Below are 14,268 nucleotides of genomic sequence, written 5' to 3'. Positions count from 1 at the left end.
AGTAAAACTAGGGAGCGAATGCCGTGATATAAAATCTTGTGAATATGAAATTCATGGGTGCCGCCGGGGTGCGGTGGCCCATTATATGAGGAACCCAAGACGGCTAGCCGGCCCCTGGCCAGCGGCAGCCAGCCGGCCGGAAAACGCCTTGCTTGGGAAAGTATAAATGGGAATTATGGCCCGCGCCATAAGATGTTCTGCTGCCCGGCGCAGCTGCCTCAGTGGCGCTAGGCGCGGCGCGCGTGGCCAGCTAAAATGCTACGCTTGCCAGGGGGCACCCATCTTGGCGGCGGCCGGGCCGTAGATAGGCTTTTTCCATTTCGCATTATGCCGATTAAAAGTTTGCCCGAAGTCTGGCTGCGCGGCCTGCTACCCGCGGTGCCGCCCCTTTTGCAGCCGGTGGCCCACGCCCTGCTGCAAGCCCGCGAAGAAATAACCGAGCTACTGGCGGGCTTTCCGGCCGGCCGATTGGCCGAGCGACCCCTAGGGCTGGCATCGGTGGGCTTTCACCTGCGCCACCTGGCGGGCGTGCTCGACCGCACCTTTACGTATGCCCGCGGCGAGGCCCTGAGCGCGGCGCAGCTGGCCTACTTAGCGGTCGAAGAGCAGCCGCCTACCCACCCAGGAGCCGAGCAAGAGCTGGTGCAGGCCTTTGCCCGGCAAGTGGAGATGGCTCTGGCGCAGCTGCAAGCCACCCCCGAGGCCACGCTGCCCGAGTGGCGTGGGGTAGGGCGCGCCCAGCTGCCCAGCACCGTGATAGGCCTACTGGTGCACGCCGCCGAGCACACCACGCGCCACGTGGGCCAGCTGCTGGTCACGGCCCGGCTGGTGGCCAGCGCCGCCTAGGTGGGTGGGCGCAACACTCCCGGGGCATTAGTTACGTAATAGGCTATACACTACTATCCCACCCACTTATGAAAAACACACTCCGAGGTATCGACCACGTTGGCTGGACAGTACCCGACCTAGAGGCCGCCACCCAGTTTCTGGAGCAGGCCTTTGGGGCGCAGGTCATCTACGACTCGCACCTCCACACTAGCCCGCCCCAGGCTGGCGCCCTAGCCGAGCAAGAGCTAGGGTTGCCGCCCGGTGGCCAAGTTATCCAGATTCGGCTGCTGCGCCTGGCCAACGGGCCCTCCCTTGAGTTGTTTGAGGTGGCCCGTGCGCAGCAGCAGTCGCCGGCCACTATCGTAGACCTCAGCTTCACGCACATCGGGTTGTATGTCGATGACCTAGCCGCCGCCGCTCAGCGCTTTGAGGCGGCGGGCGGGCGGCTGCTGTCGGTGCCGCACCCGCTGAAAGGCATAGAGGCCGGCCCGGGCAACGAGCTGGTATACGGCCACACACCCTGGGGCGCGCTCATCGAGCTGCTGACGTACCCCGCTGGCGTGCGCCTCCCCAACCCCCAGGTGGCGCGCTGGACGCCGGCGGCCTAGGTCCCTACTTTGGCCGGCAAATGCGGCAAGCTGGCGCGCGGGTGTTTTCTTTGGCCTGCGCATCTGCTTTCAACCCCCGACTTTGTATGGCTACTCGCCGGAAATTTTTGACCTCCTCTGCCGCCAGCCTGGCGCTGCTCACTACCCAGCCTGGCGCTGCGGCCCCTAGGGCCTTGCCGCCCAATGTGCGCGGCAAGGCCCTGGCCATTTCTACCTGGAACGACGGCGTGGCCGCCAACCAAGGCGCTTGGGAAATTCTGAAAAAAGGCGGCCGCGCCCTCGATGCCGTCGAGGCCGGGGTGATGGTGACCGAGGCCTCGCAAAACTGCTGCGTGGGCCTAGGTGGCAACCCCGACCGCGAAGGCATCGTGACGCTCGACGCCTGCATCATGGACCACCAGTTCAACTGCGGCAGCGTGGCCGCCCTCGAGCGCGTCTTGCACCCCATCAGCGTGGCGCGGCGTGTGATGGAGAAGACGCCCCACGTGATGCTCGTGGGCGAAGGCGCCCAGCAGTTTGCTGTGGCCCAGGGCTTCCCGCTGCAGCCCCAGAAGCTGAGTCCCGATGCCGAAAAGGCCTACCGCGAATGGCTGAAAACCAGCGAGTACAAGCCCGTAGTAAACATCGAAAACATCGGCAACCAGAAAACCGGCCCCGTGGGTGGCCCCCAAAACCACGATACCATTGCCATGCTGGCGCTAGATGCGCAAGGCAACCTCAGCGGCAGCTGCACCACCAGCGGCATGGGCTTTAAGATGCGCGGCCGGGTGGGCGACTCGCCGCTCATCGGCTCGGGCCTTTACGTTGACAATGAAGTAGGTGCCGCCGCCGCAACTGGCCAGGGCGAAGACGTGATTCGTATGGCCGGGGCGCACACCGTAGTCGAGTTCATGCGCCAGGGTATGTCGCCCGAGGCAGCGTGCCGGGCTGCTGTCGAGCGCATAAACCGCATCAAAGGTGCCAAAGCCAAGGATATTCAGGTATGCTTTATTGCCGTGAACAACCAAGGCGTAACGGGAGCCTTTGCACTGCAAAAAGGTTTTAGCTACGCGCTTTGCAACGCCGCCGACCAGCGCAAAGTAGTGCAGAGCGGCTACTTGCTGAAGTAAACTACTGAGAATGGAAATGCTTCTAGGCCAGCTGTTGGCCTAAACTTAAAAAAGAGCCTTCATTCGCTAAAGCCTATTTAAAGGTTTTAGCGAACGAAGACTCTTTTTAGACTACGCGTAGCGTAGTGGGTGCCAACCTAGGCTAGCTTCCAGCCCTGGCGGTACTCACGCTTCACAAATTGATTTACCTCATCGAGGTTTGTGATGCGCATTTGATTGTTGTCCCACAGTAGTTTACGGCCGCGGCCGGGGTAATCGAAGCCATTGCCCGATGCCTTAGGCTTCTGCAGGTCATAGCCCCGGATGGCGAGGTTAGCCATGAGCAGTGCCTCGGTGAGCGGGCCGGCCAGCTCGAAGGGCGAGCTCAACTTCATTTTGCCAGCGCCGGCGATGCTGGCTTCTACCCACTGGGCGTAGTGGCCATTGGCTTGGCCGGGCACGCGGGCCAGGGTCTTGGGTACGTTCACTTCCTGGTTGCGGGAGAGAGGTAGCAGGCGCGGGTTTTCGGCGTAGGTGCTAGCCATCATTTTGCCCTTGGTACCGATAAACAGCGTGCCGTTGCCGCCATCGCCAAACAGCTCATTAGGTCCTAGCTCGTCGGGGCGCTCGGGCTGAATGCCGCCGTCCATCCAGTGCACGGTAATGTCGCCTTTGGTTTTGTTAGTCTTCGGGAAGGTGAGCGTAACGTGGCTCGACGGAGGGCAGCTCTCAGGGAAGTAGCCGCGCTTAAACTCATCAACGTATACGCTACCTACGCTAGCTTGCACCGAGTTAGCATATTTCAGGTCAAGCACTCGGAACGGCGCTTCGAGAAGGTGGCAGCCCATGTCGCCGAGGGCGCCGGTCCCGTAGTCCCACCAGCCGCGCCAGTTGAAGGGGATGAGGTGGTCGACATAGTCGCGCTGCGGAGCTGTGCCCAGCCACAGGTCCCAATCGAGTTCGGACGGAACAGTAGCCGTGGTCTTGGGCCAGGCAATGCCCTGGGGCCACACCGGGCGGTCGGTCCAGCAATAGATGGTGTGCACATCGCCGATGGTGCCGGCATCATACCACTCCATTAGCTGCCGCACGCCATCGTTGGAAGAGCCCTGGTTGCCCATCTGGGTTACCACCTTAGGATACTTTTTGGCGGCGTCGGTGAGGGCGCGTGCTTCGAAGATATCGTGGGTTAAAGGTTTTTGCACGTAGACGTGCTTACCAAGCTGCATGGCCGCCATCGTAGGCATGGCGTGGTTGTGGTCGGGCGTCGAAACCGACACGGCATCGAAATGCTTGTGCTCTTTCTCGAACATTTTCCGCCAGTCTTTATAGTACTTGGCTTGCGGAAAAGCCTTGCGCGAGTTGGCGGCTCGGCGGTCGTCTACGTCGCAGAGGTAGGCAATGCGGGCTTTGCCACTCTTGGCAAACATGGCAATGTCGCTTTCGCCCTTGCCGCCGACCCCGACGCCGGCTATCAAAAGCTGGTCGCTAGGGGCCGTGTAGCCCTTGCCGCCAAGCACAAAGCGCGGAACAATGATGATGCCGGCCGTTGCAGCCGCCCCTTGCTTGAGGAAAGTCCGCCGAGACGGAGTTTCGGGAAGTTGGCTCATATGTAATGAGTTGAGTGGGAAAAGTTTGGTAAAAGGTACGCAAGTATGCACATTATTTTCTCCACTTTCATCTAGTTACTTTACAAGTATAGTGGCTTGGTGGGGTGGTACTGAGGTGGTAGCAACGCAGTTAAAACCACTGGCTACCAGCTGATGGGATAGCAGGGTTTCAAAGGAAAACAATGAGCAAAAAAAGGTTGCGTTAAGAAACTAGTACCAGTTTCTTAACGCAACCTTTTTCGATTGACCTTAAAACGAGCATCAAAAATGCTCAGTTAGGTTTTAAAGCGCACAAGCCAGATTACAGCACCTAGGGCCGGGGCTTGGCACGCTCGTACTGCACGGGCCAGGTCACATCGGCTCCCAACTCGTGGGCGGCGTGTAGCGGGAAGTAGGGGTCGCGCAGCTCCTCGCGGGCCAGCAGCACGAGGTCGGCCTGGCCGTTGGCAACCAGCTCTTCGGCTTGCTGCGGCGTAGTAATGAGGCCCACTGCGCCAGTGGCAATGCCCACTTCGCGCTTGATGCGCTCGGCAAACTCGACCTGGTAGCCGGGCCCCACCGGAATTTGCGCCTTCTCCACGTTGCCGCCCGTTGAGCAGTCTACTAGGTCCACGCCGCGGTCGCGCAGCCAGGTGCTGAGCTGCACCGACTCGTCGGGCGTCCAGCCGCCCTCGGCCCAGTCGGTGGCCGAGATGCGCACGAACAGCGGAAAGTCGTCGGGCAGCACCTGGCGCACGGCCGCCACTACTTCGAGCAAGAGCCGAATGCGGTTCTCGAACGAGCCGCCGTAGGTATCGGTGCGCTGGTTGCTGAGTGGCGACAAAAACTCGTGCAGCAGATAGCCGTGCGCCGCGTGAATCTCAATCACTTTAAAACCAGCCGCGAGCGAGCGCTCGGTGGCGCTGCGGAAGTCAGCAATGACCTTCTTGATGCCGGCCGCATCGAGGGCCACTGGCTGTGGGTAGCTATCGGCAAACTTGATGGCGCTGGGGGCTACCACTTGCCAGCCGCCCTCATCCTCGGGCACGGCGCCGTGGCCCTTGCCCAGCCAGCTGGTGTAGGTGCTGGCTTTGCGACCGGCGTGGGCCAGCTGCACGCCCGGCACGCTGCCATGGGCTTCGATAAACTGGTTGATGCGCTTCTGAAACTCGATGTGCTCATCTTTCCAGATGCCGAGGTCCTCAGGCGTGATGCGGCCCTCCGGCGATACGGCCGTGGCTTCCTGAATAAGCAGGCCGGCCCCGCCCACAGCGCGGCTACCTAGGTGCACCAAGTGCCAGTCATTGGCAAAGCCGTCTTGGGCGCTGTACTGGCACATGGGCGAAACAACAATGCGATTTTTGAGTGTGAGGCCGCGTAGGGCCAGGGGTTCAAAGAGAGCAGACATGGATAATTGCTACTAATTAAGTATCAATGGTTAATGCTAAAAGAGGGCCTGCATTAACCAGACTATTGCAGTCGTGAATGACTCTTAACAGCCAACGATTACCTAGGGTTGCCACGGCCGGGCTTGGGGCGCTAGTAATAGTACCTAATTGAGTGCGGTACGTACAGGGAGGCTGATACAGCTTTTTCATCCTGTTTTACCTAGCTATGTTTCAAGAAACTTCTGCCGCTAACGCCCTCGACCAAGTTGCCCTGGGCCTGGGCGAGCCCGCTACCAGCGCTACCTCGCGCCGTCAGTTTATCAACCACGCCGGGCGTGGCCTGCTGGCCGCTGGCATTGCCACTGCCCTACCGCTGGCCGCGGCCGAAGCCGCCGACCTAGGTGGCTTCGACACCGTGGCGCCGCCCACCGGCCCGCTCGACATTAAGCTGCCGCCCCTCGAAGCGCCTACTGAACCTAAGGCCGGTCCTTTCCCAAACCCCGATGCGCCCGACCAGCGCGTGGGCTTTGCCATCGTGGGTTTAGGTCACCTCACGCTCGCTGAAATTCTACCGGCCTTTGGCCAGGCCAAGCACTGCAAGCCGGTGGCTCTGGTGAGCGGCGACGCCGACAAGATGGCCAAAGCCGCTAAGCAATACGGTATTAAGCCCAGCAGCTGCTACTCGTATGCCAACTACGACAAGCTGAAGGACAACCCCGAGGTGCAGGTGATATATATCGTGCTGCCCAACTCCATGCACCACGAGTACACCATTCGGGGCGCTAAGGCGGGCAAGCACATCCTCTGTGAAAAGCCGATGGCCAACTCAGTGAAGGAGTGCGAAGAAATGATAGCGGCCTGCAACAAAGCTGGTAAGAAGCTGATGATAGCCTACCGCATTCAGTACGAGCCCCTCAACCGGGCCGCCCAAAAAATGGTGCGCGACAAAACCTACGGTAAGACCAAGCTCATCCAGATGATGAACTGCCAAAACCAGGCCCACGACCAGCAGTGGCGCCACAAAAAGGCGCTGGCCGGCGGCGGCTCGCTGCCCGATGTAGGCTTGTACTGCCTCAATACCACGCGCTTTCTGCTAGGGGAGGAGCCCACCGAGGTGAGCGCCCAAATCTACAGCACGCCCGGCGACGACCGCTTCAAGGAAATCGAAGAGAACGTGAGCTTTACGCTGCGTTTCCCGAGCGGCGTGATAGCTCAGTGCATGACCGGCTACGGCTCGTTCAATAACAAGAGCTACGCCGTGCACGCCGAAACCGGCACCATCAAAATGGACCCGGCTTTCCCCTACAAAGGCCTCAAGCAAGAGCTGGTGCACGCCCCCAACGGCAAGCAGATGATAGAGCAGCCCAGCAATCCTGATAAACAGCAGTTTGCCCTCGAAATGGACCATATGGCCGAGTGCGTGCGCGGCAACAAAACGCCCTACACGCCCGGCGAAGAAGGCCTGCAAGACCAGCGCATTATGGAGGCCATCTACCAATCGGCCAAGGAGAACAAGCCCGTGAAGCTAACCGTCGGCGTGGGTAAAACTGACGCCTTCCGCGGCACGCCGCCTACTGACGAAGAGGCTTCATAGCGCCACCTAGGACCACAAATAAGGCAAAAGCACCAGAACGCTTGTCATGCTGAGCTTGCGAAGCATCTTACCACGTTTGGAATAATCTAACGTGATGAGATGCTTCGCAAGCTCAGCATGACAAGCGTTTTTTACGGTAGTCCACGTTTCAAATCGGCCGGGGGTAGGTAAGGCAGCTACTTTTGCCGCCCATTCTTTTCCTTTATGCTTATTTATTCTCTCCGCTTCGGCCTGGCGTTGGCCGCGCTGACCAACTTCGCAGCGTTCGCTACGGCCGCCCCACCCACCGCCCCGATTAAAGTGACCGTAAGCCGGACTGCTAGCGGCTATGAACTGCTACGTGGGGGTAAACCCTACTTTGTGAAAGGCGCGGGCGGCAGCCAATACCCCGAGCGTATCGCGGCCTACGGCGGCAACTCCATCCGCACCTGGGGTACCGCCGATGCCCCCAAAGTGCTAGCCGCCGCCAATAAAAACCACCTGACTGTGATGCTGGGCCTCGACGTGGCCCGCGAGCGCCACGGCTTCGACTACAACGATGCTTCGTCGGTAGCAGACCAACTCGAAAAGATTAAGGCCGAGGTCCTGAAGTACAAAGATGACCCCGCGGTATTGGTGTGGGGCATTGGCAATGAGCTGAACCTCGACTACACCAACCCCAAGGTGTGGGATGCGGTGAATGACATCGCCAAGATGATTCACAAGCTTGACCCCAACCACCCCACCTCGACGGTGTTGGCGGGCGTGGGCAAGCGCGAGGTGGCCTACATCATGGCGCGGTGCCCGGCCGTGGATATCTTGAGTATCAACACCTACGCAGGGCTGGCTACGCTGCCCAAGCAGGTGCGCGAAGCTGGGTGGCAAGGGCCGTACCTAGTGGCCGAGTGGGGCCCCACCGGGCATTGGGAAGGCCCACAAACGCCCTGGAAAGCCTCGGTAGAAGAAACAAGTAGCCAGAAAGCCGCCGTGTACCAGAGCCGCTACGAGGCCTCGGTGCTCAAGGACCGGGCGCACTGCCTAGGTTCCTACGTTTTCTTGTGGGGCCAGAAGCAAGAGCGCACGCCCACCTGGTATGGCCTCTTTACCGAAGCTGGCGAGGAAACAGAGGTGATGGACGTGCTACAATATGAGTGGAGCGGCCGCTGGCCCCAAAACCGCGCCCCGCACATCAGTTCACTTTTGCTCAACGGCAAAGCCGCTACCGACGGCGTAATACTGAAACCCGGCCAAGCTTACCCCGTGGCTGCTGCTGTCACCGACCCCAACCGCGACCCGCTCACCTACCAGTGGGAATTGCTGCCCGAAAGCACCGACCTCAAGCAGGGCGGCGACCGTGAAAGCCGACCCACGCCCGTAGCTGGCAGCCTGCCCGCGGGCGCCAAGGGGCAAACTACTCTCACCGCGCCCACGCAGCCGGGCGCTTATCGCCTCTTCGTGTACGCCCGCGATGGGCACGGCAACGTGGCTACCGGCAACCTCCCTTTCTTGGTGCAGCCATAACCACGGCCCCGCATCGCAGTTAGTAGTACCTATGCGCACTGTCATTCAAAAGCACCGGGCCGTAAATGCGCCCATCGCCGACCTCGTCACCTACCGGGCCATCCCTACCCAGTCGGTCGAGTACATCGACCCATTTCTGTTCCTGAACCACCACGGCCCGCAGGTGTATCGTCCCAATAACCGGGGCTTGCCTTTTGGCCCGCATCCGCACCGCGGCTTCGAAACAGTCACGTTTATTCTGGAAGGCGACATTCTGCACAAGGACAGCAGCGGCCACGAAAGCGTTATCAAGGCCGGCGGCATTCAGTGGATGACGGCTGGCTCAGGTCTCATTCACGCCGAGGTGTCGTCGAATGAGTTTAAGAAAATGGGCGGCCCGCTCGAAATCCTGCAGCTCTGAGTCAACCTGCCGGCCAAGTACAAAATGACCGCGCCGCGCTACCTAGGCCTGCAAGCAAACGAGATACCGACCGTCGCGCTGGCCGCTGGCGTCACGGCGCACGCCGTGTCGGGCACCTGGGGCTCGGCCACTGGTGCCGTGCAGCCGCTGGCCGACGTGGCCCTGGCCTGGCTCGATTTAACCGAAGGCGCTACCGTGACGCTACCCATTGCGGCCAGCCGCAGCATTTTTTTCTACGTGGTGCGTGGCAGCGTGCGCGTAAATGGCACTGAAGCCTTCGCCCGCGAGCTGGTCGAGTTCAACCACGACGGCGACGAGTTAGCTGTAGAGGCCTTGACTGACAGCGTGTTGCTCCTAGGTCATGCGCAACCCTTCGGCGAGCCCGTAGTGTCGGGCGGCCCGTTTGTGATGAACACGGAGGCCGAAATAGAACAAGCGTATGCCGACTACCAACAGGGGAAATTTGGCCGCTGGAATGGCTAAAACCTTGTGAAAAAAGAGGTGGCGAAATTTGTCAGTTTAAAATTCTTGCCTACCTTGCCGCCCAATTCGACCAGTATCATGTTCAGCAACCGCTACTTTTTTGGCTTCTTTTATTTTACGCCGCCCGCGTAGAACGAGTCGCCATGTAGCTAAGCCACAAAAAATTAGCAGCGCCACTCGTTCTTCGGGTGGCGCTTTTTTTATGTTTTTTCAGCGAGTGGGTTTTCAATCACCGCTTTTTTCTCTACTACCATGCCACAGCACGTTGCCATTCAGGGGTTCAAAGGGAGTTTCCACGAAGTAGCCGCCCGCCAGTTTTTCGGCGCCACGCCCGCCCTGAACTTCTGTGCCACCTTTGGCGAGGTAGTAGCCCAGGTAGCCGACGGCCGCGCCGATGCCGCCCTGATGGCCATGGAAAATTCGCTGGCTGGCAGTATTTTACCTAATTATCTGCTGCTCGAGCGCGCCAACCTCACTATTACCGGCGAGGTGTACCTGCCCATTCACCAGCACCTGCTGGTACTGCCCGGCACTACGCTGGCCGAGGTGCGGGCGGTGCACTCGCACCCCATGGCCCTGCGCCAGTGCGGCGACTACTTAGGGCAGTACCCCGCCTGGCAACTTGTCGAAACCGAGGACACCGGCCTCAGCGCCCAGCGCCTGGCCGAAAGCCGCACGCCCGGCCTCGCCGTGATAGCCGGCGGCCAAGCCGCCGAAGCCTTCGGCCTGGAAATCTTGGCCCCCGCCATCAACGACGACCCCAACAACTACACCCGCTTTCTGGTGCTAGAGCGCGCCGCCGAGGCTACGCCCGTGGCGCAGCCCGACAAGGTGTCGCTGTATTTCTACACCTCGCACGCGCCGGGCATGCTGGCCAAGGTACTCACGCTGGTAGCCGGCCACGGGTTGAACCTAAGCAAGTTGCAATCGTGCCCGCGCCCTAGCCAGCCTTGGCACTACGGCTTTCACGCCGATGTCGAATTCGACGCGCCCACCCAGCTAGAGGCGCTGCTGGCCGAGCTACCTACCGTGACCGAGGAGTTGCGCGTGCTAGGTGCTTACCAGCGCGGCAGCATGGAGTTTGGGCAGGAAGTGGCCGCGGAATCGGCGGCCCTTGCGAGTGCAACGAAGTAGGCACACCAGAACGAGCTACTACAACTATAACTGCCCCAGACAACGAGCGAATGCGATTGCTTCGCTACGCTCGCAAGGACAAACGCTTAGAGACTAGCTACATGCAAGCCACCACCGCCAGCCGCTTGGCCAATACCGGCGAATACTATTTCTCGCGCAAGCTGCGCGAAATAGCCGCGCTCAATGCCGCCGGGGCCAATATCATCAGCCTGGGTATCGGCAGCCCCGATTTGCCGCCGCACCCCAGCGTGGTAGCAGCCCTAGGTGCCACTGCAGCCCAGCCCACTGCCCACGGCTACCAGAGCTACCAGGGCACGCCGGCGCTGCGCCAGGCCATGGCCGCGTTCTACCAAAAGAGCTACGGCGTTGCCCTCGACCCTGCTACCGAGGTGCTGCCCCTGGCCGGCTCCAAAGAAGGCTTAATGCACATCGGTATGGCGTTTCTGGAAGCTGGCGACGCGGTGCTCATTCCCAACCCCGGCTACCCGACCTACCGGGCGGTGGCCGAAATCTGTGGCGCCGAGGTGCGTGAGTACGACCTGACGGCCGAAACCGGCTGGCTGCCCGACCTAGGCGCCCTGGCCCAAACGGACCTGAGCCGCGTGAAGATGATGTTGGTCAACTACCCGCACATGCCCACCGGCACACCAGCTAGCCCCGAGTTTCTAGAACAGCTGGTTGAATTTGCGGCCGCGCACAGCATCATGCTGGTGCACGACAATCCGTACGGCTTCGTGCTGAATGAGACGCCGCCCACGAGCCTGCTCAGTATTCCGGGCGCTAAAGAGGTGGCCCTAGAGCTGAACTCGCTCAGCAAGAGCCACAATCTGGCCGGCTGGCGGGTGGGCATGCTGGTAGGCCGCGCCGACTGGCTGACTGAGGTGCTACGCTTTAAGAGCAACATGGACTCGGGCATGTTCCTGGGTATTCAGCAGGCGGCGGTAGCGGCCCTAGGTCTAGGCGATGAGTGGTTTGCGGAGCTAAACGCCACCTACCGCGCCCGCCGCAAGCTAGTGGTGGAGCTGCTGCAAGCCCTAGGCTGCGAGGCTGCGCCCGGTCAGGTGGGCCTATTCATCTGGGCGGCCGTGCCTCCAGCCTACGCCGATGGCTACGCCCTCAGCGACGCCGTGCTGGCCGAGGCCCGCGTGTTTCTCACGCCCGGCGGCATCTTCGGTAGCAACGGCAACGGCTACATCCGGGCCAGCCTCTGCCAGCCTGAGAGCGTGCTGCGCGAGGCGCTGGAGCGGGTTCGTGCTTGGTTGTTAGTGCCTAGTGCTTAGAGCGAAAGTAAATGGAGAATTTCCTAAGTACTAAACACCAGGCACCAAGCACCAAAACGATTGCTATCATCGGCCTAGGTCTTATTGGCGGCTCGCTGGCACTCAGCCTGCGCCAGCACGGCCTGGTCGACCGGCTCATTGGGGTAGAAAACCACCCGCCCTACGCCCGCCGGGCTTTAGAGCTGGGGTTGGTCGATGCAATAGAAACCGACCTAGGGGCCGCCGTGGCGCCCGCTAGCCTCATCATCGTGGCCGTGCCCATGGATGCCATGCTGACCGTGTTGCCCCAGGTGCTCGACCTCGTGAGCGACCAGCAAACGGTTATCGACGTGGGCTCGACCAAGGGCAACCTACTGGCGGCCGTGGCCGGGCACCCGCGCCGGAGCCGCTTCGTGGCGGTGCACCCCATGGCCGGCACCGAGTATTCGGGTCCCGATGCAGCGGTGCGCGGCCTGTTCGAAGGGAAGACGCTGGTAGTCTGCGATGCCGCCGCCAGCGACCCCGCTGCCGTGGCGATGGTTGAAGCGCTGTTTCAGGCCCTGCCGATGCGGGTGATGCACCTAGGCGCTGCCGACCACGACCTGCACACGGCCTACGTGTCGCACATCTCGCACCTCACTTCGTTTGCCTTGGCCCTCACGGTATTAGAGAAAGAGCAGCGCGGCGAGCAGCGCATTTTTGACCTAGCGGGCGGCGGCTTTGCCTCCACGGTGCGGCTAGCTAAGAGTGCGCCGGCCACTTGGGTGCCCATCTTCCGCCAAAACCGCGAGAACGTGCTCGATGTGCTCGACGAGCATTTGCACCAATTGCAGAAGCTGCGCGAGCTGCTGGTGCAGGAAGACTATGCCGGGCTGACTACCGAGCTGGAGCACGCGAATAAAATAAAGAAAATCATCCCTTAACGCCTTGTCCTTGCGGGCGTAGCGCAGCAAAGACAAACGTGACCTACTACTTAAACTATTTAATCAACCCAACACCCCCATGTTCAACGACCTTTTCAATCGCAAGCCCGAAGACAAGCCCTTCCTCATTTCGGGCCCCTGCTCGGCCGAAACCGAGGAGCAAGTGCTCGAAACCTGCCAGCGCCTCGCCGCTACTGGCAAAGTGCAGGCCCTGCGCGCCGGTATTTGGAAGCCCCGCACCAAGCCCGGTGGGTTTGAAGGGGTAGGGGCCAAGGGCTTGCCCTGGCTCAAAAAAGCCAGCGAGCTTACTGGCCTGCCTGTGGCCGTGGAGGTAGCCACCGCCAAGCACGTCGAGGACTGCCTCGCCTTCGGTGTGGACCTGGTGTGGGTAGGTGCGCGCACCACCGGCAACCCGTTCTCGGTGCAGGAAATTGCTAATGCCCTGCGTGGCGTAGACATTCCGGTGCTCGTAAAGAACCCCATTCACCCCGAGCTGGAGCTGTGGGCGGGCGCCATCGAGCGCATTCAAAAAGCTGGTTTGAAGCAGGTAGGTATGATACACCGCGGCTTTTCGAGCTACGGCAACACCGACTACCGCAACGCCCCGATGTGGCACCTGCCCATCGAGATGAAGCGCCGCCTGCCCGACATGCCCATCCTCAATGACCCGAGCCACATCTGCGGCCGCCGCGATACGCTGGCCGCCGTGGCCCAGCAGGCGCTGGACCTCGACTTCGACGGCACTATGATTGAGAGCCACATCGACCCCGACAATGCCTGGAGCGATGCCAAGCAGCAAATCACGCCTGAGGTGCTGAAGCAACTCATCACCGACCTAGTGTGGCGCCACGAAACCACCGACAAGGCCGAGTTTGTAAATGCCCTGGCCGGCCTGCGCGAGCAAATCAACAACCTCGACGCCGAGGTAATGCAGCTGCTAGGCCGCCGCATGGCTGTGTCCGAGAAAATTGGTCAGTACAAAAAGGATAACGACATCACCATCCTGCAAACCGCCCGCCTCAACGAGATTCTGGAGCGCAGCAAGCGCCAAGGCGCGCAAGTAGGCCTCACCGAAGAGTTCGTGGAACGCTACATGGAAGCCGTGCACCTAGAGTCGGTAATGCGCCAGGAAAAAGTAATGAAAGGCGAATAATGCTAGCCTGGTAAAAGAAAGGGGGCCGGTAGTAGGACTAAAATTCTTACTACCGGTCCCCTTTCTTTTTACCTCGCCATTGATGCTTATTCCACTGCCTACAAGCCATAGCTAGCGCTTTTAGGTAAGCGTTTACCCTATTTAAAGCTTGCTAGGAGGCCAGGGCGACAAGCTAAATCCGCCTGCCCTAGGTGCTACCTTAAGTAGCGGTAGCACAAAAAGCTAGCGCCTAATAAAGGAGCGGGACGCAGGAGGTATTATAAGGTGGTAATCCTCGCCGTGCTACGCAGTTGTTCGTAAAGTAGCGGAAGCAGGCACTCC

13 protein-coding genes are annotated in these 14,268 nt (G+C 60.5%); 11 read left to right on the top strand and 2 right to left on the bottom strand.

What is annotated here, in order from left to right; all coding sequences use genetic code 11:
- Window positions 1-327 precede the first annotated feature (327 nt).
- The 3 genes from JAO77_RS16935 (at window position 328) to JAO77_RS16925 (ending at window position 2,545) form a co-directional block, all read left to right on the top strand.
- The gene (locus JAO77_RS16935) at window positions 328-846 is read left to right on the top strand and encodes a DinB family protein (protein ID WP_198991595.1); all 519 of its coding nucleotides are present in this window, start codon (window positions 328-330) and stop codon (window positions 844-846) included.
- Between the two features lie 68 nt (window positions 847-914).
- Window positions 915-1,436, top strand: coding sequence for a VOC family protein (locus tag JAO77_RS16930; protein WP_198991594.1), 522 nt, complete (start codon window positions 915-917; stop codon window positions 1,434-1,436).
- 86 nt (window positions 1,437-1,522) lie between these two features.
- On the top strand, window positions 1,523-2,545 hold the full coding sequence (locus JAO77_RS16925; RefSeq protein ID WP_198991593.1) for a glycosylasparaginase: 1,023 nt from the start codon (window positions 1,523-1,525) through the stop codon (window positions 2,543-2,545).
- 137 nt (window positions 2,546-2,682) lie between these two features.
- On the opposite strand, the gene JAO77_RS16920 is transcribed toward JAO77_RS16925, so the two are convergent.
- Both JAO77_RS16920 and JAO77_RS16915 read right to left on the bottom strand, forming a co-directional pair.
- Window positions 2,683-4,134: a Gfo/Idh/MocA family protein gene (locus JAO77_RS16920; protein ID WP_198991592.1), complete on the bottom strand. Its 1,452-nt coding sequence runs from the start codon at window positions 4,132-4,134 to the stop codon at window positions 2,683-2,685.
- 310 nt (window positions 4,135-4,444) lie between these two features.
- On the bottom strand, window positions 4,445-5,521 hold the full coding sequence (locus tag JAO77_RS16915) for an NADH:flavin oxidoreductase/NADH oxidase (RefSeq protein WP_198991591.1): 1,077 nt from the start codon (window positions 5,519-5,521) through the stop codon (window positions 4,445-4,447).
- 206 nt (window positions 5,522-5,727) lie between these two features.
- On the opposite strand from JAO77_RS16915, the gene JAO77_RS16910 reads away from it, so the two are divergent.
- From JAO77_RS16910 to JAO77_RS16880, 8 genes are all read left to right on the top strand, one after another.
- On the top strand, window positions 5,728-7,095 hold the full coding sequence (locus tag JAO77_RS16910; RefSeq protein ID WP_198991590.1) for a Gfo/Idh/MocA family protein: 1,368 nt from the start codon (window positions 5,728-5,730) through the stop codon (window positions 7,093-7,095).
- A gap of 204 nt (window positions 7,096-7,299) precedes the next feature.
- Window positions 7,300-8,595 (top strand): glycoside hydrolase 5 family protein, encoded by a 1,296-nt coding sequence (locus JAO77_RS16905; protein WP_235998483.1) that lies wholly within the window; start codon window positions 7,300-7,302, stop codon window positions 8,593-8,595.
- A gap of 31 nt (window positions 8,596-8,626) precedes the next feature.
- The gene (locus tag JAO77_RS24680; protein WP_502213823.1) at window positions 8,627-8,995 is read left to right on the top strand and encodes a pirin family protein; all 369 of its coding nucleotides are present in this window, start codon (window positions 8,627-8,629) and stop codon (window positions 8,993-8,995) included.
- Window positions 8,996-9,019: 24 nt separating this feature from the next.
- Complete coding sequence (locus tag JAO77_RS24675) at window positions 9,020-9,478, top strand: pirin family protein (RefSeq protein ID WP_502213822.1); 459 nt, start codon at window positions 9,020-9,022, stop codon at window positions 9,476-9,478.
- Window positions 9,479-9,730: 252 nt separating this feature from the next.
- Entirely contained in the window at window positions 9,731-10,612 is an 882-nt protein-coding gene (locus JAO77_RS16895) for a prephenate dehydratase (protein WP_198991589.1), read from the top strand.
- Window positions 10,613-10,713: 101 nt separating this feature from the next.
- Window positions 10,714-11,892 carry a pyridoxal phosphate-dependent aminotransferase gene (locus JAO77_RS16890; protein WP_198991588.1) on the top strand — a complete coding sequence of 393 codons (1,179 nt, stop codon included), beginning with the start codon at window positions 10,714-10,716 and terminating at the stop codon, window positions 11,890-11,892.
- An 11-nt stretch (window positions 11,893-11,903) separates the two neighbouring features.
- The gene (locus JAO77_RS16885) at window positions 11,904-12,794 is read left to right on the top strand and encodes a prephenate dehydrogenase (protein ID WP_198991587.1); all 891 of its coding nucleotides are present in this window, start codon (window positions 11,904-11,906) and stop codon (window positions 12,792-12,794) included.
- A 79-nt stretch (window positions 12,795-12,873) separates the two neighbouring features.
- A complete protein-coding gene (locus JAO77_RS16880; protein ID WP_198991586.1) occupies window positions 12,874-13,947 on the top strand; it encodes a chorismate mutase in 1,074 nt (357 codons plus the stop codon).
- Window positions 13,948-14,268: the final 321 nt, after the last annotated feature.

This window comes from Hymenobacter sp. BT559 (assembly GCF_016427535.1).
In the GTDB taxonomy this organism is placed as follows: domain Bacteria; phylum Bacteroidota; class Bacteroidia; order Cytophagales; family Hymenobacteraceae; genus Hymenobacter.
This window is presented reverse-complemented; position numbering and strand designations above follow the sequence as displayed.

What these genes read in the sequence shown, in the direction of transcription:
- JAO77_RS16935 (WP_198991595.1), top strand. Translation starts at nt 328, where the DNA reads ATGCCGATTAAAAGTTTGCCCGAAGTCTGGCTGCGCGGCCTGCTACCC.
- JAO77_RS16930 (WP_198991594.1), top strand. Translation starts at nt 915, where the DNA reads ATGAAAAACACACTCCGAGGTATCGACCACGTTGGCTGGACAGTACCC.
- JAO77_RS16925 (WP_198991593.1), top strand. Translation starts at nt 1,523, where the DNA reads ATGGCTACTCGCCGGAAATTTTTGACCTCCTCTGCCGCCAGCCTGGCG.
- JAO77_RS16920 (WP_198991592.1), bottom strand. Translation starts at nt 4,134, where the DNA reads ATGAGCCAACTTCCCGAAACTCCGTCTCGGCGGACTTTCCTCAAGCAA.
- JAO77_RS16915 (WP_198991591.1), bottom strand. Translation starts at nt 5,521, where the DNA reads ATGTCTGCTCTCTTTGAACCCCTGGCCCTACGCGGCCTCACACTCAAA.
- JAO77_RS16910 (WP_198991590.1), top strand. Translation starts at nt 5,728, where the DNA reads ATGTTTCAAGAAACTTCTGCCGCTAACGCCCTCGACCAAGTTGCCCTG.
- JAO77_RS16905 (WP_235998483.1), top strand. Translation starts at nt 7,300, where the DNA reads ATGCTTATTTATTCTCTCCGCTTCGGCCTGGCGTTGGCCGCGCTGACC.
- JAO77_RS24680 (WP_502213823.1), top strand. Translation starts at nt 8,627, where the DNA reads ATGCGCACTGTCATTCAAAAGCACCGGGCCGTAAATGCGCCCATCGCC.
- JAO77_RS24675 (WP_502213822.1), top strand. Translation starts at nt 9,020, where the DNA reads ATGACCGCGCCGCGCTACCTAGGCCTGCAAGCAAACGAGATACCGACC.
- JAO77_RS16895 (WP_198991589.1), top strand. Translation starts at nt 9,731, where the DNA reads ATGCCACAGCACGTTGCCATTCAGGGGTTCAAAGGGAGTTTCCACGAA.
- JAO77_RS16890 (WP_198991588.1), top strand. Translation starts at nt 10,714, where the DNA reads ATGCAAGCCACCACCGCCAGCCGCTTGGCCAATACCGGCGAATACTAT.
- JAO77_RS16885 (WP_198991587.1), top strand. Translation starts at nt 11,904, where the DNA reads ATGGAGAATTTCCTAAGTACTAAACACCAGGCACCAAGCACCAAAACG.
- JAO77_RS16880 (WP_198991586.1), top strand. Translation starts at nt 12,874, where the DNA reads ATGTTCAACGACCTTTTCAATCGCAAGCCCGAAGACAAGCCCTTCCTC.